6 protein-coding genes are annotated in these 23,539 nt (G+C 46.3%); 4 read left to right on the top strand and 2 right to left on the bottom strand.

What is annotated here, in order from left to right; all coding sequences use genetic code 11:
* From AB4507_RS03055 to AB4507_RS03040, 4 genes are all read left to right on the top strand, one after another.
* Entirely contained in the window at window positions 1–1,551 is a 1,551-nt protein-coding gene (locus AB4507_RS03055) for a DHA2 family efflux MFS transporter permease subunit (RefSeq protein ID WP_017060506.1), read from the top strand.
* Between the two features lie 289 nt (window positions 1,552–1,840).
* The gene (locus AB4507_RS03050; protein WP_372182215.1) at window positions 1,841–3,430 is read left to right on the top strand and encodes a response regulator; all 1,590 of its coding nucleotides are present in this window, start codon (window positions 1,841–1,843) and stop codon (window positions 3,428–3,430) included.
* Window positions 3,424–3,756 carry an Hpt domain-containing protein gene (locus AB4507_RS03045; RefSeq protein WP_017060508.1) on the top strand — a complete coding sequence of 111 codons (333 nt, stop codon included), beginning with the start codon at window positions 3,424–3,426 and terminating at the stop codon, window positions 3,754–3,756. Before AB4507_RS03050 ends, AB4507_RS03045 begins: the two co-directional genes overlap by 7 nt.
* A gap of 413 nt (window positions 3,757–4,169) precedes the next feature.
* Window positions 4,170–5,066, top strand: a complete 897-nt coding sequence (locus AB4507_RS03040; protein ID WP_017060509.1) for an RNA polymerase sigma factor RpoD/SigA — start codon at window positions 4,170–4,172, stop codon at window positions 5,064–5,066.
* A 187-nt stretch (window positions 5,067–5,253) separates the two neighbouring features.
* Here the strand turns inward: AB4507_RS03040 and AB4507_RS03035 are convergent, their stop codons facing one another.
* The gene (locus tag AB4507_RS03035) at window positions 5,254–5,607 is read right to left on the bottom strand and encodes a hypothetical protein (RefSeq protein ID WP_017060510.1); all 354 of its coding nucleotides are present in this window, start codon (window positions 5,605–5,607) and stop codon (window positions 5,254–5,256) included.
* A 206-nt stretch (window positions 5,608–5,813) separates the two neighbouring features.
* The coding region (locus AB4507_RS03030; protein WP_372182214.1) for a tandem-95 repeat protein at window positions 5,814–23,539 on the bottom strand (17,726 nt) is incomplete at its 5' end.

Here is a 23,539-nt window from a genome sequence, read left to right as displayed (position 1 = left end):
ATGAGTAACGCTGGTGTTGTCACCCAAACAAATGATGATGACGAGGTTTCGAGACGCCATTGGATCGCCCTATTTGGCGGCTTGATTGGCGCGTTTATGGCGATCTTGGATATTCAGATCACCAACTCGTCTCTCAAAGATATTCAAGGTGCGCTATCAGCCACCTTGGATGAAAGCTCGTGGATCTCTACGTCTTACCTAGTCGCAGAGATGATCGCTATCCCACTCAGTGGTTGGCTTTCTAAAGCGCTCGGTAAACGCCGTTATATCACGTGGACGACAGCCATTTTCACCATTTCATCTTTGTTGTGTTCGTTCTCTTGGAACATGACCTCGATGATCGTTTTCCGCGCGATGCAAGGCTTCAGTGGTGGTGCTCTAATCCCGCTTGCTTTCTCGCTGGTGATTCAGTTATTGCCGGTCAACAAGCGTGCTGTGGGTATGGCACTGTTTGGTGTAACCGCGACCTTTGCTCCATCGATTGGCCCTACCTTTGGTGGCTGGCTGACGGAGAACTTCTCGTGGCACTATATTTTCTACATCAATATTCCGCCAGCTTTGCTTGTGATCACCATGATCCGATATGGCTTGGACGATGAAAAGCTCGACCTTGGCACGCTGAAAAAAGCCGATTGGTTTGGTATCGCCACCATGGCATTAGGGCTAGGTTGTTTGGAAGTGGTGTTAGAAGAAGGTAACCGTGAAGAGTGGTTCAGTTCGAGCTTTATTATTGGCTTGAGTATCGTGTCGGCGGTGAGTTTGGTTTACTTCGTGATAAACGAACTCCAACACAAGAAGCCATTGGTTAACCTGCGGCTATTGCGGGATGGGCAATTTGCGATGTCTTGTATCGCCTATTTGATTCTAGGAATGGCATTGCTCGGCTCTATCTATGTTCTACCGATGTATCTCACTCAAATTCAGCAATATAACGCGATGGAAATTGGTGAAGTGCTAATGTGGATGGGTTTCCCACAGCTTCTGATATTCCCAATTGTGCCAAAGCTAACACAGATCATTAAGCCTAAGTACTTGGTTACCTTTGGCTTCGCGATGTTCGGTTTTAGTTGTTACGTAAATACACACATGACAATCGATTTTGGCGGGCAACAGCTGATTTTATCTATGGTTCTGCGTGCTATTGGTAGTCCGTTCATCATGGTTCCGCTGTCTTTGGTTGCCATGAAGAACATCAGCAAAATGGACACGCCAGACGCATCAACGTTAACCAACGTAATGCGGAACTTAGGGGGCGCTTTCAGCATCGCGATTATCGCTACGCTATTGGATAACAAAACCCGTGAGCACTTAGCACACATCAAGGAGTCGCTACCTTCAGTGAGTCAACTTGGTTGGCAGACGCTTCAGCAACAACAAGCGTTTTTCATTCAGTCAGGAAGTGATGCCGCAACTGCGATGCAACAAGCACAAGCAAGTTTGCTCGGCACAATGCAACGTGACGCAGCCATCATGGCTTACAACGATGTGTTCTTAATGATGACGGCGTTCTTGGCTCTAGCGGCAGTATTGATTCTAAACATGCGTGATTAACGCTAGAGTTTCGGTAAATAAAACTTCAAGCAAAGAACAACATTTCGAATAAAAACTCGAACAATAAAACAGAGAGGTGAGCTTATCGGCTTGCCTCTTTTTTATTTCTAAAACACGTATAACCCCACTAAAATCAGGTAAAAGTCACCTGCGTTTGAAGGCTTTCATAAATGTTATCTAATACTCTTTAATTACCAATAGTTTATTGAGTGTTTGTATGTGATATAGGCACCTTGACAATGTGCAACTTGACACCTAAATTAAAAAATAACATTTGGTATTAAGGAAAATGGATTTGACCTTACCAACAGACCTTCGAATTTTGATCGTCGACGACTCTAAAAGCGCAACAATACTTATTAAGCAGCAACTGGCTAGTTTGGGAGTTTCGCGCGACTGTATTTTTATTGTGACCGACTATCGAAAAGCCATTAAAGCGGTCGAGACACACTCTTTTCATGTACTCCTCATTGACTACCACTTAGAACAGTCTTTTACTGGCTTTGAGCTGTTGGGCATTCTGTATCGAAACCGCCTCATCGATCATACTGTGGCGACAATCTTGCTCTCTGGGGATATGCGTCAGGAAACAGTATTAACCGCCCTTTCAGGTGAAGCACACCACTTCGTTTCTAAACCGATTAATACTCAAACGTTGGGTAAAAAGATCCAAAGTGCCGTGTCCGTTTCAAAGAAACTCACCCAACTGAATGATTTGTATCCCATTGCCAGTCAAGAGAGATTAGCTCAAGCTTTGGCGATCTCCCCTAATGGTACTAGCGTTCAGTTCGAAGCGACATTGATTGAACATTTAATTGCAGGTAAGAAATGGCAGTTACTCTCTAGCGTCATTAACAACTCCAAAACCAACATGCACCCAACCAAATTGGTGGCTGAGGCGCTGATTCTCGACAGCTTAGGCAAGCCAAATTTAGCCATAGATAAGCTCCACAATTTTCTAATAGCACAGCCACTCTCATTGAGCGTGATTGACTGCTTAAGCTGTATCTATGAAAAACATAAAATGCTGCTGCCTGCTCTTAAATTAGCGATTCGTGCATTTGAGATGACTCCCAGCATCAGCCATCGTGCAATCAGGGCCATCGACTTAGCTGAGAACGCAGATAACACACATATGATCATAAAGTTAGGTGAGATGTATGCAACCCACATTTCAGCTGCTGACATTGATGTCATCCATTCCATTGGTGCGCACTTTAATTCCTTAAAAGCAACGTATCAGCGCGAGACGCAACTAAAGTACAAACGTATTTTGCTTGAGCACGCCAACCAATTCACCGAGTTGGTAAACCTGAAACTTCCGGTAAAACAACAGCAGCAAGTTTTGGCCAGCCTTGCCCTATTTCAGAGCAGCATATTGCTCATCGAAAATAGCCCTCAGATTGCCCACAAAAAAGTGATTAGAGCTTCGACACTGTTAGCGAACAATTTCCACAGCCAACCGACTTATTTGCTCACTCAGTTATTACCCATGCTCGCCCACTTTGGTGAGTACTCTCTTTATCATTTAACAGTGGAATGTCTCAAATCTCGTGGAGAAGCCATAAATCACCAACTTGAGTCCAAAAATGTCGACCCTTCAACGTGTATAAACATTGAAAATTTGGGTTCGATCCAAGAAATAAAGGACTACATTCACAGTTACCCATATTCAGTTGCCGCCAAACTTGACTATATATACGCCGTCAATAAAGCTCATATAGATGAGAAACTTAGCGACGACTATCTAGAAGAAATATTACAGTTAGAACTTCCTCCAAAATGGAATCAATGGATTAGTGATTCATCAAGGTATGGTTTTTCCACTAAGCCGCCTAGCCCATTTTCAACATTCAGCCGACAGGAGTCCACATGCTAGACTTTGATGCTTTAAACGCCTATTTAGACAATGACAGAGACGTCATTTACGCCGTTTTGTCTACATATCAAGAAGACCATGGCAATTCGCTACAAGAGATCGAAGAGTTGGTTCAACAACAAGATTGGGGCAAGCTTCATTTTACCGTGCACACCTTAAAAGGCATTTTAGCCAGCTTTGGTGAAGAAACGGCCACAGTTGCATTGGAAAGAGTAGAACAAAACACACTCAATAAGCTTGCGCCGCAAGATGATGATCTTTCGGTTATCTACAGCGAAATGAAGATCATTAATCAACAAATCGATGAGGTTCTTAGCACTTATTAGTCGATAGAATTAAAACGTGCATGGCGATACTTAACAGCCGACACAGCTAAAAGAGTTGAGGTGCTTGGAAACATTGAACCTCGACTCTTAACATTTTTCTCATCATTTCTCCTCTCAATTATAGTTCTAACTCACACCCATAAATTCACGTCACTTATATAGATAAACCGATGTATAACACATGCTTTATAAACTATCCGTCTTAATGTTTTAAACGAAAAACCAACACACTTGATGAGATGCAAAATAGTTAAATATTTGTAGATCTTTTTGTGACATAAACATACGAAATTGCATTTTATTTATTGGTAAAGAAGAAATTGTTATCTACACTCTAATGAAACCAAGCGTTAATCACTTGGTGGCATAATAAAAAAACTAAAACGTTCAGTCGGCTAGATAAGGACAAGGAAATGAACAACGATAGTTTTGCTGCGTTTCAGGGGCTCACGGATGAAACACCCATTACCGAATCATTTTCTACCAGTGCAGACCCTTATGCTCATTATCTGAAAGATATTGTTGGCATTGATCTGCTGTCGCGTGAAGATGAGGTGTATTACGCAAAATTGAATCGCGCGGGTGATAAAAAAGCGCGTGATGTCATGATCGAATCAAACCTGCGCCTTGTTGTGAAAATCGCAAAGAGTTACCTAAAACGTAAAGGCAATAATTTCACCCTGCTCGACCTGATCGAGGAAGGCAACATTGGCTTGATTAAGGCCATCGACAAATACGATCCAGAACCAGGCTATCGTTTTTCAACCTATGCTGTTTGGTGGATCCGCGAAAACATTGAAGCCGCACTCATGAACACGGGTCGAACCGTTCGATTGCCAGCCCACGTGTGTAAAGAAATAAACAGCCTCGCCTCAAAAAAGCTCGATGCAAGCAAAAAAATGAGTAAAGAGGTTTCAATTTCTGAGCTATCAGACAGTTCAGGTGTAAAGGCCGAACGCGTCGATCAACTGGTGGCGTTAAGCGGGTTTATTGACGTGACGACAACGGTTGGAACTAGCCATGCGCCTATGGTGCTTGATCAATGCGAAAGTGAATATATCCCAGACCCTCAACAAGATTGTGAGGATCAATCCTTTACCCAAGCTCTAGAACAAATCATCTATACACTTCCTCCAAAATTACAAAAGGTGCTCATCCACCGTTTTGGTTTCTTTGATAACAAGGTGAAAACGCTGTCTGAGGTCGGACAAATGTTGGATGTGAATGTTTCTAATGAACGTGTTAGACAAATGCAGAAAGAAGCGGTCGAAAGAATTCAAAAACGACTCAAATTTGATGGTTGGGTGTAAGTCGTAGCCCAGTTGAGAATTAGTTGAAAATAACGTTAAGCCAAAACAAAGACCTTTAGGGTGAGCCTCCAAGCTTGCCCTTTTTGTTTGCTGATTCGTTAGAAAAATAAAAAAATCGTAAGCACACGAACCCTAAGTCGCTAATGCCTAATGCCTAATGAAAAATGACAAATGCCACACCATTAACTTACCTTAAAGAAGTGACTCGCTCACTGCGCAAAATGAGATAATTGATATAAGTGGTTTCAAGACAATCTTGTTCCCACACTGATAAAATCCGTTTAGCCGCAAAATAATAATCTTTGTTTCTCAACAACATCCCAACGGTGCGGCTAAGCTTTTCAAATCGAACGTGATCGCTCGCAGAGATGTAGTCATCGTCACTTTCAATAATGGGCGCTAAACCATCAGCAAACCAATTATTCAATATTTCTCGCATCTCTAATTCAGACTCAGGCACATCCACACTCGACAACTCTCGATGTTGAGGCGGTGGCACTATGTACTTCGACGCTTGCGGTGAACTGACATAACGATACATGTCATCCCTCCTGTCTAACGGACCCTTCTAATAATTAAGGACATATTTACCTGTTCTCAAGTTTATTTAGCGAAACAAAAAAATAAATAAAAAAAAGCCATATATCAATAACTCTACATGGCTTTAATGAGGGCAACTTTACGCTGCCCTATCTCCTTGTTGGCTTACACTAAATGTCGGTTTAGACTAAAACTAAGCCCTCTCGATTAAATCGAGCTTTGGTCGAAGTCGTTGCCTTGATCGGTTCCAGTTTGAGAATCTGAATCGAAGCTTCCAGAGTCGTCCGTGAAGTCGACACCTTGGTCTTGACCTCCCGCACTTGTCCAGTCGCTGCCACCAGATTCCATACCTGCCATGTCCGGTTGCTGTTCTTGCGTAGAGCCTTGCATGGTGTATTGATCATCGACCTCAACTTCAACAGAACCGCTAGCACCGTCTATTGAGCTACCCAATTCGTCGTAACCTTGGAATTGGATCTCGCTAGTACCTTCGTAACCTTCTGGAAGTTCAACAGATACAGGCTGCTCTAAGTTGCCACTGATTGTGAAGCTACCATCACCGTTATCCAGTGCGTTACTTACAGTAGCGCCCTCAGGTAAGCCAGACATATCAGCGTAATCAACCGATTCGTTACCACTCACCTCATCTGGAATCGAGATAGAGATGGTATCGCCCGGTGCCGCAGTTACATCTGCTGCGCTGTCTTCAGTTTCAGCATCTTGAGCTTGGTCATCAGCTTGTTGAGCCACTTCCACTTGTTGCTCTTCTGTTGCTTGAGCAGCTTGGACTTGTGGTTCATCACTTTGTACTGAATCATCTTCAACTTGGATGCTTAAGCTGTGACTTGATACTTCACCGCCGTCGTTAACTTCAACATTCATCGCTAAATTGCCATCGAAGTCTTCGTTCGGCCAGTAAGTCCACTCACCTTCACCTGATTCGGCAAAGAAGCCAGCATCGTTCGCGTCTGCAACATCAACAACTTGTGCAGAATCACTGACGCCTAACTCATCCACCAGCTGTGCATCCGTGATAGTTAGTGAACCATCATCAGCTAAGGTATAACCTTCGCTCGCCGCTGCTTCATCGCCACTTTGGATATCCACATTGAAGAAGCTTTCGATGCGATTTTCGCCATCGGTCGCTATAAACCCAACTTGAACATCGCCGGTGTAGTCTTCAGCAGGAGTGAATTGATAGTTACCTTGGTTATCGCTCTCAATTACGCCCTGACCTTCCATCAAGCTTACTGACTCAATGCTCAAGCTGTCGCCTTCTGCATCGCTCAGATTCGCTAACATGTCTTCATCAGTGAACGACAAGGTGGCATCCGCTGCGATTTCCGTCGTTGTGATGCTGTTAACTTCTGGTGCTGCATTCCCTTGCGAGCCACCTTCTTTCACGACTACGCCAGTTTGCTCATCATGAAGCACGCCATCTTTATCAACTACGTACGCAATGTCTGCTTCGCCCGTGAAGCCTGGTGCTGGTGTGAACGTCCAAGTGCCATCGCCATTATCGACAATCTCACCTTGGCTGCGGTCGGCAAGATGAACCAGTTTCACTTCATCATCGCTGTCTGCATCCACATTCTCAGCCAAACCAATTAGGTCGTCCGCCGTTAGGATGATGGAATCACCCGCCACAGTTTCGAAATCACCTGAATCGATACCATCATCAAACGCTTCCGGCTCATCTCCGTAATCAACCGTTGTTGCGCTTACGGTTACGAAGAACTCACCATGGAAGTCTTCAGGCGGCGTCATTTGAATGTTTGAGATATCCCAGTCGAACAGGTCGATGTATTGACCTGGCTCGGTGATCATCACGGTATTCACACCATCTGTTACCTCGAATCCAACAGGGAAACCTGTCATCACCAAGTTACTTAGTGTTTCTGAATCATCGACTAGGCCAACGTTCAGTCCCAAGTGACCCGTTTCATCTTCGCCGAAGACTAATGGACCGTCATGGTCAGTTGAAATAACCGCGCCATCTGCGACAGGACGTACGTACACAGGAACATCGAGAACCGTTTCGAACTCACCGTCACTCACGACAACTTGTAGGTCAGAAACACCCGCAAAGTCGCCTGTTGGTGTGAATGTCCAAGTACCATCACCGTTGTCTGTAACTTCTCCGCCATCTTCACCGTCTGCGGTGATAATGCGAGAAACAACAAGGTCTGCGGTATCAATGTCACCGAACAAGTTCATCAAGTCGCCAGCATCGAAGGTGAACGCGCCATCTTCGTCTGTGGTCATCATTGCGTTGCCGACATTGAATGGTGCGTCGTTAACCGGAATGACATCCACATTCAGCGAGCCATCAACCACTTCTTCACCGTCAGTAGCTTGATAACCGAGTTCTACTAAGCCATTAAAGTCTTGAGTAGTCACTAAGTGATACATGCCGTCTGGTTGCTGAGTTAAGGTCGCATTCGCTGGTGCTCGTACTGTGATGCTCTCAATGCTGATCTCGTCGCCATCAAGGTCTGTCACTTGACCCGCGATGTAAGCAGGGTCAATCACCATGACCACATCTTCTTCGCCTTGCATCTGAATGGTTGGCGCTTCAGGTGCATCATTCACTGGCGTAACATCGATGTTGCCGTCGACTGAAATTGTCTCTTGGCCATCGCTAACGTTAAACGTCATTGGCACATCGCCATTGAAGTTTTCGTTTGGTGTAAATGACCAAGTACCATCTTCGTTATCTAGCAACTCACCCAAGCTAGGGTCGATTTGTAGACCAGAAGCCGACAGCTCGTCTGCGGTGTTATCGATGTCGGTAGCTTGAGCTAACAACATGTCTTGTGTGATTAGGATGGTGCTGTCTTCGGCTGTGGTTAATTTCACATCCTCAGATTCAGGTCCATCGTTCACAGCCAGAACTTCGATACCTGCCGTTGTTGTTGCCGTTGCACCGTCATCATCGGTCACAACCACATCTAGGCTGATATCACCATTAAAGTTCTCGTTTGGAGTGAAGGTCACAGACCCATTATCGTTTTGAACCAAGGTGCCGTCAGAGCCTGAGTAAGTCACGCTTTCAAGCGACACTTCACCATCAACGTCAGAGCTATTAGCAATTAACTGCTCAGGGCTGATTGTGATGGTGCCATCTTCGTTCATTTGGTAAGACGTAGAACCCGCTACCGGCGCATCGTTAACATCCGTTACCGTCACACCAATATTGGCATCGACTGTCTCAGTGCCATCAGTCACTGTGAAGCCTAGGTTGACATCGCCATTGAAGTTCTCGTTCGGAGCAAAGCTATAAGTGCCGTCACCGTTATCAGTGAACACACCTTCTGCGCCCGTGTAAGACACGTCAACGATAGACAGGTCATCGCCGTCAATGTCTGCAGCACCTGCTAGTAGGTCTGCATCCGTGAAGATTAGCGTTCCATCTTCCTCAACAGTAAAGTTTTGGTCTTCTGCTGTTGGTAGGTCATTGACTGGGTTAACCGTTAGGTCGACTCCAGCTTGAACAGTTTCAAGGCCATCTGACACATCGAAGCTCAAATCAATGTCACCGTTGAAATCAGCATCCGGAGTGATAGTAAATGAACCATCTTCGTTCGCTGTTACGGTCGCATTGTCACCTGCAGATAGGTTGCTTGCGGTTAGTGCATCACCATCAACATCGGATGCGTTAGCCAGCAACTGCTCTTGAGATAGCGTAATTGAACCGTCTTCATCAACCGAGTAAGCCACGTTTCCGGCCACTGGTGCGTCGTTAACTGCAATAACTTCAATACCAGCGGTGGTTTGAGCGGTAGCACCGTCGTCATCAATAACCGTCACATCAAGGTTGATGTCGCCGTTAAAGTTTTCGTTTGGTGCGAACGTTACCGAACCATCTTCATTTTGAACCAAGATACCGTCTGCACCTGAGTAGCTCACGCTATCAAGCGACACTTCACCGTCCACATCGGAGCTGTTAGCAATCAACTGCTCAGGGCTCAATGTGATGGTGCCATCTTCGTTCATTTGGTAAGACGTTGCGCCTGCTACAGGTGCATCGTTAACGTCTGTTACCGTTACGTCGATGTTTGCATCGACCGTCTCTGTACCATCAGATACTGAGAAGTCCAGACTTACGTCACCGTTAAAGTTCTCGTTCGGTGCAAAGGTGTAAGTGCCATCGCCATTGTCGGTGAACACACCCTCTGCGCCAGTGTAAGACACGTCGGCAACTGAAAGCTCATCACCATCAATATCAGAAGCACCCGCTAGCAGTTGCTCGTCTGTAAAGGTAAGTGAACCGTCTTCTTCAATGGTGTAAGCGACATCTTCAACAACTGCGATGTCATTCACTGGATTCACAGTAAGGTCGGCTGTTGCAACAACCGTTTCAGTACCATCAGAAAGGTCGAAGCTTAGGTCAATATCGCCATTGAAATCGGCATCCGGGGTAATGGTAAATGAACCATCATCGTTTGCCGTAACCGTCGCGTTATCACCTGCGGTTAGGTTGGCAGCGGTAAGATCATCACCGTCCACATCTGATGCTTGAGCAAGCAGTTGCTCTTGGCTTAGCGTGATTGAACCATCTTCATCCACTGAGTAAGCCAAGTCACCTGACACTGGTGCATCGTTGACTGCGATAACATCTATACCCGCAGTCGTTTGAGCGGTTGCACCGTCTTCATCTGCAACGGTTACATCTAGGCTGACATTGCCGTTGAAGTTTTCATTTGGTGCGAAGCTGTAAGTACCATCACCATTGTCAGTAAAGATACCGTCTGCGCCTGAGTAGGAAACATCGCTAACGGATACATCACCTTCAATGTCTGAGCTGTTCGCAAGGAGTTGCGCTTCAGAGATGGTAATCACATTATCTTCGTCAACGCTGTAGGTCGTTGAACCTGCAACCGGCAAGTCATTAACAGCAATGACGTCGATACCTGCGGTTGTTTCAGCGGTTGCGCCATCTTCATCCATAACAGATACATCAAGACTGATGTCACCGTTAAAGTTTTCGTTTGGAGCAAAGGTGTAAGTACCATCACCATTATCAGTGAATACACCATCAGGGCCGCTGTAGCTTACATCGCTGACAAACACTTCCCCTTCAACATCCGAGCTATTCGCTAGAAGTTGTGCATCGCTTAGGGTGATACTGCCGTCTTCTTCAACACTGTAAGTCGTAGAACCCGCTACCGGTACGTCGTTGATTGGAACCACTTGAACATCAATATTCGCCGATACAACATCTGTACCATCACTCACATCGTAGGTTAGGTCGACATTACCATTGAAGTTCTCGTTTGGAGCAAAGGTATAAGTACCGTCGCCGTTATCCGTGAACACACCGTCTGTACCTTCGTAGTTAACCGACTCGACAGAAAGATCATCGCCGTCAATATCCGTTGCACCAGCCAATAGCTGTTCATCGGTAAAGGTCAGCGAACCATCTTCATTAATGGTGTAGTCGTGGTCGTAAATAACCGAAAGGTCGTTAACTGCTGTTACAGTAACGTCTAGTTCCGCAGGCGTAACCCCGCCGTTACCATCGTCCACGTTGTAACTAATCGAGAATTCACCATTGAAGTTCTCTTCCGGTGTAATGGTGTAAGTACCATCACCATTGTCAGTGATAAGAGCGTTCTCAATTGAAACATCTCCAACACTTGGTTCGTTACCACCCGTTTCACCAGAATCATCACCTTCCTCGCCGGTTAGCAATTCAGAGATATCAATGCCGTTTTCATTCGCAAGCGCTTCTTCTGCCGTTGGTAAATCAAACGCATTCTCGCTGCCTACATCTTGGCTTGGAACAATAACGCCATTCACGATATCAAATACATGCCAATGGTCACCTGATGGGTTATCAGATAAATCTGGGCTGAAGGTTTCAACCAATGTATCGCCTACAAACACCTGAACTTGTACATCTTCAACACCATCTACATCCCAACTTCTGCTGGTGTAGTTGTGTACTGAATAGTGCATGTCCGCATCTTGGTAGTTTGGAATGGTGATGGTTTCAGGGCCGCCACCATTTGTGTCATCTACATCTTGTTGAACAACGTTACCTTCACCAAGATCATGGCTCATGTCGCGATAGTAAATATGGTCTAGCTCATTGCCATTCTCTGTATCGTAGAGCCATAGGTGGTTGTCCATATCACGTGGACTGTCGCCCCATGTGACCACGATACGCATATCTGTTTCTTCAAGTACTTCCGATATTGCGGTTACGCCGCCATTCACATCTTCGCCCGCAGGGACTAGGAAGCTACTGGTAATTGAACCTTCTTGTTCAATGGTTACCGTGCCTTGGTCAACGACTGAACCTGTAACAGAGTAATTACCTGAATCATCCGTTACTGTGGTGTAGCTATTGCCAGCGCTGTCGGTCAGGGTGACTTCTGCACCAGACACTGGATTACTGGTTTCAGCGTCCAACACTGTACCGGTTACGGTTGTTTCATCGCCCTGTTCTCCAATAATTGCGGTCATGTCATCGTCTTCGATGTCAGTCGCGAATTGTAGGAGCTCTTCTTGAGTAATGGTGTATGAACCATCTTCTTCAATGGTTATCGCCACATCAGCAGAAACAATCGGTGCGTCGTTCACTGGGTCAACGGTTAAGCCTAAGTTAGCGGCAATTGGAGTGTCGCCATCGCTGATGCTGTAGGCAACATCGATGTAGCCATTGAAGTTTTCGCTTGGAGTGATTGAGAACGTGCCATCGCCATTGTCGACAATCGTTGCATCGTCACCCACTAAGGTTAAGTCGGAAGCGACAAGGTCGTCGCCCTCAATATCAGCGGCATTCGCAAGTAGCTGCTCCTGCGTGATAGTGATGACATGATCTTCATCAACGTTCGCGTAAACATCAGATGTCGTTGGCAAGTCATTGACTGGGTTTACCGTCAGATCGGCGTTCGCCACAATTGACTCAGTGCCGTCTGAAATATCAAAGCTTAGGTCGATATCGCCATTGAAGTTAGCATCTGGCGTTACCGTAAAGGTGCCATCGCCATTATCAACAACAGTTGCATTATCGCCTGCGCTTAGGTTGCTTGCGGTCAGGTCATCGCCATCCACATCAGATGCTTGAGATAGCAACTGCTCTTGAGTCAGAGTAATCGAACCATCTTCATCAATGCTGTATGCCAAGTCACCCGATACTGGTGGATCATTAATTGGAAGAACATCAATACTTGCGCTGGTGGCTACTGTCGCACCGTCTTCATCTGTCACCACTACATCGAGGCTAACATCGCCATCGAAGTTTGCGTTCGGTGCAAAGCTGAATGTGCCGTTGCCGTTGTCAGTAAAGATACCGTCAGCGCCTGTGTAAGTAACACTATCAATCGCCACTTCACCTTCAATATCAGAAGAGTTCGCCAACAGTTGCTCTGCACTGATGGTGATAACTTCATCTTCGTTGACTGAGTAACTGGTTGAGCCTGCGATTGGCGGATCGTTCACCTCAAGTACAGTGATTCCCGCGGTAGTCGCTTCTGTTGCCCCTTCTTCATCGGTAACAACAACCGCTAAACTCACATCTCCATTGAAGTTCTCGTTTGGAGAGAAGGTGTAAGTGCCGTCACCGTTGTCTTCGAACACACCATCACTGCCAGTGTAAGTCACGCTATCAATCGCAACCTCACCTTCAATATCTGAAGAGTTGGCTAATAGCTGTTCGTTACTGATCGTGATTGAGTTGTCTTCATGCACAGTGTAAGACGTGCTACCCGCCACTGGTGGATCGTTCTCAGGCGTCACGCTCACATCAATGTTGGCTTGAACCGTATCCGTGCCATCTGACACATCAAAGCTGAAGTTCACATCACCATTGAAGTTCTCGTTTGGCGCAAAGCTGTAGCTTCCGTCACCATTGTCAGTAAGCACACCATCAGCACCAGTGTATGTCACACCTTCGACTGTTAGGTCGTCACCTTCAACATCCGTTGCACCCGTTAACAGGTCTGCGTCAGTGAAGTTAAGAACCCCATCTTCACCAATAGTGAATGCTTGATCTTGTGGCTCTGGCGCATCATTGACAGGTGTTACCGTCAAGTCTAGGCCAGCAGCGACCATGTCCTCTCCATCGGTGACATCGTAACTAAATTCGATATTACCGTTGAAGTTTTCACTCGGTGTAATGGTGAAACTGCCATCGTCGTTCATTTGAACGGTCGCATTTTCATCATTGGTGGTTAGGTTGATTGCTGATAGGTCATCACCATCAATGTCGACAGCGTGCTCTAGCAACTGCTCTTGAGTTAACGTGATGCTGTTATCTTCGGCTGTAACGGCACTAATATCACCGTCAACTTCTGGAGCATCGTTCGCAGGTGAGATGTGAATCGTCACGTCTTGCGTAGCTGTTGCGGTTGTACCGGTATCAACATCTGTTGATGTTGCATTCACAGTTAGAACCACATCACCATTGAAGTCACCTGAAGGGATAAACTCTAGCCCTTCTAGCTCGCCTGGTTGCAATGACCAAGTGCCATCACCGTTATCGGTACCTGCAGAAAGCGAGCTGCCTTCTGGCACGTCTTCAATCAAGATAGCAAGGTTTTCTGAGCCATCGGTATCTGTTAGAGCTGCATCAATATCAAGTGGTACAGGTGTGTCTTCAGTACCAATGATTTGGTAATCCGCGTCAGACACTGTGATTTCGATGTTGTCGATACCAAACGCCTCGTCACTCACACCTTGGTTCAAGGTTGAACCGAAGCCTAACTCAAGTTGGCCGTCTTCAACGGGTACCGTTAGGTTGATTTGATGTGCTTGGTCGTTCCAACCACTGAAGCCTTCACCTTGCGACACGCCGTGAACAACTTCACCGACTTCATTGCCCGCTGAATCGTACAACGTTGTAGTGCCATCTTGAGTTTGGAACGCCGAGTTATCTAACGAAGTAAGCTCTTCGCCGCCGACAAAGATTTGGAATGACTCACCATCCCAAGAATCAATTTCGTAGAAACTGAACGAGATATTAACTTCGCTCACATCACTTGGAATGTCGTAAGTTTTGCTGACAGCTTCATCGCCACCAGTGCCACCAATACGACCTAGCATGTCACCTGATTCGAAGCCTTGTGAGCTTTCAGTACCGGTATTCCAGCCGTTTGAGCCAGACTCGAAGTTGTCAGAAGCAATCACTAGGTCAGAAGCAATCGACAGCTCTGGCATATCAACCACAGATTGAACATCAATCGTCGCTTCTGCTGGTACTGTCGCTGTACCGTCATTCACGTCGAACGTCACGTTCACATTGCCGTCGAAGTTTTCATTCGGTGCGAATGTGTAAGTACCGTCGCCGTTATCAACCAAAGTACCGCTATCTGAAGCCACATTTTCAACCGATAGGTTATCGCCATCAATGTCGCCCGCATTTTGCAGCAGTTGCTCTTCTGTAAAGGTAAAGCTGGTGTCTTCTTGAGTCACAAACTGTGGCTCACCGACTGTTGGCAAGTCATTGACAGGGTTAACGGTAAGATCAGCCGTTGCTTGAAGCGTCGCATCGCCATCGGTAATGTCGAAGTTCAAATCAATGTCGCCATTGAAGTTAGCATCTGGCGTGATAGTGAAACTACCATCATCGTTTGCTGTAACTGTCGCATCACCACCAACGGTTAGGTTAGCCGCTGTTAAGTCATCGCCATCAACATCACTCGCTTGAGCAAGTAATTGCTCTTGGCTCAAGGTAATTGAGCCATCTTCGTCCACGCTGTACGCCAAGTCGCCCGATACCGGAGCATCGTTAACAGGCAGAACATCAATGCTTGCGTTGGTCGCTACGGTTGCGCCTTCTTCATCAGTAACGACAACATCAAGGCTTACGTCGCCATCGAAGTTAGCGTTAGGTGCGAAGCTGAATGTTCCGTCACCATTGTCGGTAAAGATACCGTCTGAACCTGTGTAGTTAACGCTATCAATCGCCACTTCACCTTCGATATCAGAAGCGTTTGCCAACAGTTGCTCTGAACTGATGGTGATAACTTCGTCCTCGTTGACTGAGTAGCTGGTTGAGCCTGCGATTGGTGGATCGTTCACCTCAAGTACAGTAATACCCGCGGTGGTCGCTTCAGTTGCGCCCTCTTCATCAGTTACGACAACATCAAGGCTAACTTCGCCGTTGAAGTTTTCGTTTGGTGAGAAGGTGTAAGTACCGTCACCGTTGTCTTCAAAGACACCGTCAGCGCCAGTGTAAGTCACGCTATCGACTGCCACATCACCTTCAATGTCAGAAGAGTTAGCAAGTAACTGTTCGTCGCTGATGGTAATTGAGTTGTCTTCATGAACGGTGTAAGACGTGCTACCTGCAACCGGTGGATCGTTCTCTGGTGTCACGCTGACATCAATGTTGGCTTGAACCGTATCCGTGCCATCTGACACATCAAAACTGAAGTTCACATCACCATTGAAGTTCTCGTTTGGCGCAAAGCTGTAGCTTCCGTCGCCATTGTCAGTAAGAACACCGTCGGCACCTGTGTAAGTCACGCCTTCAACCGATAGGTCATCCCCATCGATATCGGTAGCACCTGTTAGCAAGTCTTCATCTGTGAAGTTCAAGATGCCGTCTTCGCCAATGCTGAACGTTTGATCTTGTGGTTGTGGAAGGTCATTGACTGGGTTAACGGTTAGGTCAGCCGTCGCAACGAGCGTGTCTGTACCGTCGCTAATGTCGAACGTTAGGTCAATGTCACCATTGAAGTTCGCATCTGGCGTAATGGTAAAGCTGCCGTCATCGTTAGCAACAACCGTCGCGTCTCCATCAACAATCAAGTTAGAAGCAGTAAGGTCGTCTCCGTCTACATCGCTTGCTTGAGAAAGAAGCTGCTCTTGGCTCAAGGTAATCGAACCGTCTTCCTCAACACTGTATGCCAGGTCGCCTGATACTGGCACGTCGTTGATTGGTAATACATCAACCGTAATAAACGTATCAACTTGAGCGCCGTCTTCATCTTGAATGGTCACATCCAACTGCACTTGGCCGTTGAAGTTTTCATTCGGAGCGAAGCTACATGTACCGTCACCATTGATTGAGAAGATACCGTCTGGGCCATCGTAGTTGATCTCAACAAGCTCAACATCACCTTCAATATCAGAAGCGTTCAGCAGAACTTGAGACTCATTGAAAGTCAGTACTGAATCTTCATCGATGGTGTATGACGTTGGGCCAGCAACAGGCGGATCGTTCACCTCAAGGACAGTAATACCCGCAGTTGTTGCTTCGGTCGCGCCATCTTCATCCGTCACGACAACATCTAGGCTAACTTCGCCATTAAAGTTCTCGTTTGGCGAGAAGGTGTATGTACCGTCACCGTTGATTTCCAGAACACCGTCGCTACCACTGTAAGTCACGTTATCAATTGCGACTTCGCCTTCGATATCCGAAGAGTTCGCTAGCAGTTGTTCGTTACTGATTGTAATAGAGTTGTCTTCATGAACCGTGTAAGACGTACTACCCGCAACCGGAGGATCATTCTCTGGCGTCACGCTCACATCAATGTTAGCGGTTACCGTATCGGTTCCATCTGATACATTGAACGAGAAGTTGACATCGCCATTGAAGTTTTCGTTTGGCGCGAAGCTGTATGTGCCATCGCCATTGTCGGTTAGGACACCATCTGCGCCAGTGTAAGTTACACCTTCAACACTTAGGTCGTCCCCTTCAATGTCCGTCGCACCTGTTAATAGGTCTTGGTCATTGAAGGTTAACACGCCATCTTCGCCGACTGTGAATGCCTGGTCTTGTGCTTCTGGACCATCGTTCACTGGTGAAACTGTTAGCTCTAGGTTGGTAGAGACAACATCATCACCATCAGACACATCAAACGTAAAGCTAACATCGCCATTGAAATCAGCATCTGGCGTTAATGTGTACGTACCATCACCGTTATCGGTAATCGTAACGCTCTCATCATCGGTCGCTAAATTCAGAGCCGTCAGCTGGTCGCCATCGAGATCTCGAGCATTAGCTAACAAGTCTTCTTGCGTAATGGTGATAGAACCATCTTCTTCTACTGTTGCTGCAACAGGCAGCGCTTCAGGTGCGTGCTCAATGTGCGCGCCTGTCGCGTTAATGTAGATGGTTTGAGAGACCGTTTCAGAATCATCATTCGATAGCTCTGTTGCGGTTGCCGTTACATGAACTTCAAACTGTTCGTTGAAGTCTTCTGGTAACTGGATTTGTAGTGAATTTTCGATAGCCGTTGTCGGTAAGTTCACCGTACCATCAGGGCCAACCGTTACTTCACCGCTGTAGATTTGGCTGTTCACTTCACCCACATCGATTGTGAAGTTGAAATCTGTGTAGTCAGCATCACCGCCGCCATACAAATCTTCAAAGCCGTAAACCAGCTCGCCGTCTTCATTAACCGTCGTGCGAGTATGTTCGATACCATCTTGGTTTAGCTGAGAGCTTGAACCACCATGGAAGATCGCGTCACCATTCTGGCCTTGAATCACTGTCTCGGTTCCATCAGCAGCCACAAAGACAAGTTGAGGATCAACCGTATCCATGTTCGCAGGCGAACCATCCTCAGCACGGAACTCGTACTGACCGTCTTGCATCGCATCAAAGTCGTTGTGCTGATGTCCGTTTGGAATTAAGAACAGGTTAAAGCTTTCGCCTTCCTCGACTTGGAAGCTGAATTGATCTTGCCCTGGAACAAGGTCGCCGCCACCACCAACTTGTGATGCGTTTTCGTAAACAACTTCAACACCTGTGATGTTGCCGTCTTCGTCTACTTTGTAGTAACCCGCAGCGTTTTGGTAGCCAGCCGTCTCACCTTCAAACGTTACTGTGATTTCAGTGTCGTTGTAACTGGTGATACCGTTCTCTTGGTCATTCAGAACGCCTTCGTTATCGTATTGAATAACCGAACCTTCTGGCACACCATCTACTGTAACAGTGAGTGTTTCAGACAAGTCTTGGTCGACAAGTGCCGCCGCAATGTTCAGTTCAACAATGCCGCCTGGCTCAACCAAAATAGCTTGGTCATCAACGTTAACGCCGTCGCCATCGGTTATCACAAGATCCGGCGCATCCGCGACTGCTTCAATATGAACGTTAAGGTCTTGTTCAACCTCATCCGTACCGTCTGTTACCGTAAAGCTGAACTGCAGATCACCACTGAAGTGCTCTTCAGGAACGAAGCTGAACGTGCCGTCACCATTGTCGGTGACTGTGCCTTCATCGCCAGAGTAATTGATGCTAGTAACGCTTAGGTCATCGCCATCAATATCAATCGCACCACTCAACAGATCTTCTTGAGTGAACAGGATGCTGCCATCTTCTTCAATGTGGTACATGCCTGGAGCAACAATTGGAATGTCATTCACCGGATTAACGGTCAATGTCATATCATTAGACGTGCTCAGCTCACCATCGCTCACCTCATAAGTGAATGCAATATCACCGTTGAAGTTTTCAGAAGGTGTCACTGTGTACGTGCCATCACCATTGTCTACAATGCTGGCGTTCGGATCATTGGTTTCAAGCGAAGAAGCAAATAGCTCATCGCCATCTTGGTCGCTCGCGTTCTCCAACAACATTTCTTGTGTAACGAGGATTGAACCATCTTCGTCGACATCTGCCACCATTGGCGTCGCTTCTGGCGCATCGTTGACGAACTCAACTTTTAGGTCGATGTTTGCGGCAACCACATCAGTGCCATCGCTCACATCAAACGCTAAGTCAACGTTACCGAAGAAGCCCTGCTCTGGTGTTAATGTGTATGTTCCATCGCCATTGTCTGTGACTTCTACCGTGTCGCTTGCACTCGTCACATTCACAACTGACAGTTCGTCGCCTTCAATGTCTGTCGCTTGTGCTAATAGTTCAGCTTCGGTAATGGTAATCGCTTGACCGTCTTCCGTAGTGAAAGACATGTCAGGCACGTCTGGAGCATCGTTGATAGGGTTTACGGTTAGGTTGAGGTCAGCCGCAACAGTTTCGATCGCGTCAGTGACATCATAAGTAAACTCAATCTCACCAAAGAAATCTGCACTTGGTGTAATAGTGAAGCTACCGTCTGGGTTTTCTACAACAACCGCATTTGGATCGTTGGTCGCAAAGTTAACCGCTTCAAGGTTATCGCCATCTACATCGGTTGCATTCGCTAACAGATCCTCTTGAGTGATAGTGATTGAACCATCTTCATCAACAGCGGCTTCAATTGGACCACCAACCTCTGGGCCTTCATTGACAATTTCAACGTCAACTCTTGCTGTACTTGGTGCGCTTGCTTGGCCATCACTGATATCGAAAGTCAGATTCACTTCACCGTAGAAGTCTTCTGCAGGTTCGAAGGTAAAGGTATTATCACCGTTATCCGTTAACGTACCTTGCGTTTGGTCTGCAAGTAATAGGTTTTCGACATGAAGAATGTCGCCATCAACATCGGTAGCACCAGACAATAGGTCTTTCGCTTCGATGATCATGGAGCCGTTTTCAAGCATTTGGGTGTGCAATGGTTCACCCGGAACCGGCACATCATTGACTGGTACGACCGTTAGGTCTAGATGCGTTGCAACTTCATCAGTTCCATCAAACACCTTGTAGTCGATGTCGATTTCACCATTGAAGTTTTCATTCGGCATGAAGGTAAACGTACCATCGCCGTTATCAACTAGCTCACCGTTATCACCACCGTAAGTGATGTCAGAAATAGACAGCGTATCGCCTTCCACATCTGTGGTGTTCGCTAGCAAGTCATCTGCACTGAACGTGATACCTTCATCTTCATCTGTCGATAGAACAATCGGGCCAGAAACGATTGGCGCATCATTTACTGATTCGAAATTGATATTGATGATATTGCTGTCTGTCAGCTCACCATCGGTAACTTGGTAACCAAGTTCGATTTCACCATGGAAGTTTTCATCCGGTGTTACCGTCCAAGTGCCATCACCATTATCGGTGAGTGTTGCATGCTCTGAGTTTTCACCCACTAGCTCTAGATTTTCAATATCAAGGTCGTCGCCATCAATATCAGATGCTTGCGCCAGTAGTTGCTCTTCGGTAATCACAACCGAAGCAAACTGGGCAGAACCATCGGTATCGACAGTAATATTCGGAAGATCAGCCGTTAACTCGATTTCGTTGTCACCCGCATGGATATTCAACTCAACCGTTTCAGTAATCTCTGAACCATCTACACCAATCGATGTAAACACCGCTTCATCATGACAAGTTTGTGACACTGTCATGTTTTGAACGACGTAAGTACCATTACCTTGCACGGTACCAAGCTCAAAGTAGGACACTGGTTGATCAACCGTTAGCGTGTAATCTGTCTCGAAAGTACCACGGTCTTCTTTGTGGTAAGTCATCGAGTCAATTAGGTCGCCATCCTCATTGAACGCTTTGATTTCTACTTCTGTAAAGTGACGAGACTCTTCCATGAACCAGCCACCCAAACCATCTAGGTGGAAACTGATTTCATTGATGTCTTGACCTTCAACTGAAACCGTCAGTTTCTCATCACCACTTAAGCCTTGGCGGTCAGTATCACCGATACCATGACCAATGTGGGTGTTGCCATTCCAGGCACCAAGAGGGTCATCGTTACTTTGAACAGTTACCGTTAAGTCACCATCTGAGAACTCACGCGTATAAGGGTCAACTTCTGTACCCCAATCATCCACACTCGCGTTATCGTCAAACGTACCGATTTGTGTGGTGTGTGTACCTTCAGCAAGAGCATCTTCACTTGGAACAAAGCGCACTTCGGTATCTGCAGGAACTTCTTGTCCTACTTCCAGTACCACCCATTCGTCATTCACATTTGCTTCAATGATGCCGTTTTCTGGCGCTTGGTCTAAACGTAGTGCTGGTTCTTCACGAAGTGTCACACCAACTGTTTGGTCTTCTTGCGCTTGGATGAAGATTTCATCGCCCGCTTCTGGCGCATCGTTGACAGGGTTAACCGTCAAGTCGAGTGTCGTCAGAACTTCATTCTCACCATCACTGATGCTGTATGTGAAGTCCAACTCGCCATTGAAGTTTTCTGTGTGCGTAATAGTGAATGAACCATCGTCATTAGTAACAATTGTCGCATCTGGATCGTTGGTTTGTAGGTTAGATGCCGTTAACTCATCACCTTCAACATCGGTCGCATTAGCGAGTAACTGCTCTTGAGTAATGGTGATTGAATTATCTTCATCGACTTCAGCCTGAATGCCCGAAGTTTCAGGTCCGTCATTCACAGCGATAACATCGATGCCAGCGGTTGTGGTTGCGGTTGCACCGTCTTCGTCAACGACAACAACGTCTAGTGAAATATCACCATCGAAGTTTTCATTTGGCGTAAAGGTGTAAGTACCATTGCCATTATCAACAAAAGAGCCGTCATCACCGGAGTACGATACTCCAGACAGTGAAACATCACCTTCTACATCGGAAGAGTTTGCCAATAATTGCTCATCACTGATCGTGATTTGGCCATCTTCTTGAACTGTGTACGATGTTGAGCCCGCTACTGGTGGGTCATTCTCAGGCGTTACGCTGACATCAATAACAGCTGATGTTGAATCAGTACCGTCAGAGACATCGAATGAGAATTGAACATCACCATTGAAGTTCTCGTTTGGAGCAAAGCTATATGTGCCGTCGCCATTATCGCTAAGAACACCATCTGCACCTGTGTAGAGTACGTTTTCAATCGACAGTTCATCACCATCAATATCCGACGCACCTGCAAGCAGGTCAGCATCGGTGAAGAGTAACGTACCGTCTTCTTCAATCGTGAACTGTTGATCTTGCGCTTGTGGCAAGTCATTAACCGGATTCACGGTAATGTCTAGGCCAACTTGAACTGAACCACCATCGTTATCGATGATATCGAAGTTCAGATCTAGGTCACCGTTGTAATCTGCGTTCGGTGTGATGGTGTAGCTGCCATCATCATTGTGTTGGATGGTCGCATTTTCATCAGTAGATAGATTGATAGCTTCTAAGTTATCGCTATCGATATCACCTGCTCTTGCTAGCAATTGCTCTTGGCTTAGCGTGATGGAGCTATCTTCATTGATGGTGTAAGCCAAATCGCCCGATACTGGCGCATCATTGATTGGCAATACATCAACGTTAATGTGTGTTTCAACCGTTGCGCCATCTTCATCTTGAATGGTCACACCCAGTTGAACCTGACCATTGAAGTTTTCGTTGGGTGCAAAGCTGCATGTACCATCACCATTTACAGTGAAGATACCGTCAGAGCCATCGTAGTTAATGCCAACAAGTTCTACATCGCCTTCGATATCCGAAGCATTCACAAGAATCTGAGATTCACTGAACGTCAGAACCGAATCTTCGTCAATGGTGTATGACGTTGGACCCGCAACTGGTGGATCGTTCACTTCAAGAACGGTAATACCTGCTGTGGTTTCATCAATTGCACCTTCTTCATCTGCAACAATCACATCAAGGCTGATATCACCGCTGAAGTTTTCATTAGGAAGGAAGGTATAGCTGCCATCGCCGTTATCTTGGAACACACCATCAGTGCCACTGTAAGTCACAGTATCAACCGACACCGCACCTTCAATATCCGAAGAGTTAGCTAGCAACTGTTCATCAGAAATTGTGATGGCATTGTCTTCATTGACCATGTATGAGGTTGAACCCGCAACTGGCGGATCGTTCTCAGGAGTCACACTCACATCAATGTTAGCGCTAACGGTTTCTGTGCCATCAGACACATCGAAACTGAAGTTCACATCGCCATTGAAGTTTTCATTTGGCGCAAAGGTATAAGTACCATCACCGTGGTCGGTCAGTACGCCATCACCACCTGTATAGCTAATACCTTCAACGGTTAAGTCGTCGCCATCAATATCGGTGGCACCGGTAAGTAAGTCGGCGTCTGTAAATTGAAGCGTACCGTCTTCTGCGATACTGAATTGTTGGTCTTGAGGAACCGGCAAGTCATTAACTGGGTTAACGGTTA

The sequence above is a fragment of the Vibrio sp. 10N.222.54.A3 genome (genome assembly GCF_041474095.1).
GTDB lineage: Bacteria > Pseudomonadota > Gammaproteobacteria > Enterobacterales > Vibrionaceae > Vibrio > Vibrio crassostreae_C.
Note: the sequence above shows the minus strand (reverse complement) of the source record. Positions and strands in the feature narration are given on the sequence as shown.

What these genes read in the sequence shown, in the direction of transcription:
- AB4507_RS03055 (WP_017060506.1), top strand. Translation starts at nt 1, where the DNA reads ATGAGTAACGCTGGTGTTGTCACCCAAACAAATGATGATGACGAGGTT.
- AB4507_RS03050 (WP_372182215.1), top strand. Translation starts at nt 1,841, where the DNA reads ATGGATTTGACCTTACCAACAGACCTTCGAATTTTGATCGTCGACGAC.
- AB4507_RS03045 (WP_017060508.1), top strand. Translation starts at nt 3,424, where the DNA reads ATGCTAGACTTTGATGCTTTAAACGCCTATTTAGACAATGACAGAGAC.
- AB4507_RS03040 (WP_017060509.1), top strand. Translation starts at nt 4,170, where the DNA reads ATGAACAACGATAGTTTTGCTGCGTTTCAGGGGCTCACGGATGAAACA.
- AB4507_RS03035 (WP_017060510.1), bottom strand. Translation starts at nt 5,607, where the DNA reads ATGTATCGTTATGTCAGTTCACCGCAAGCGTCGAAGTACATAGTGCCA.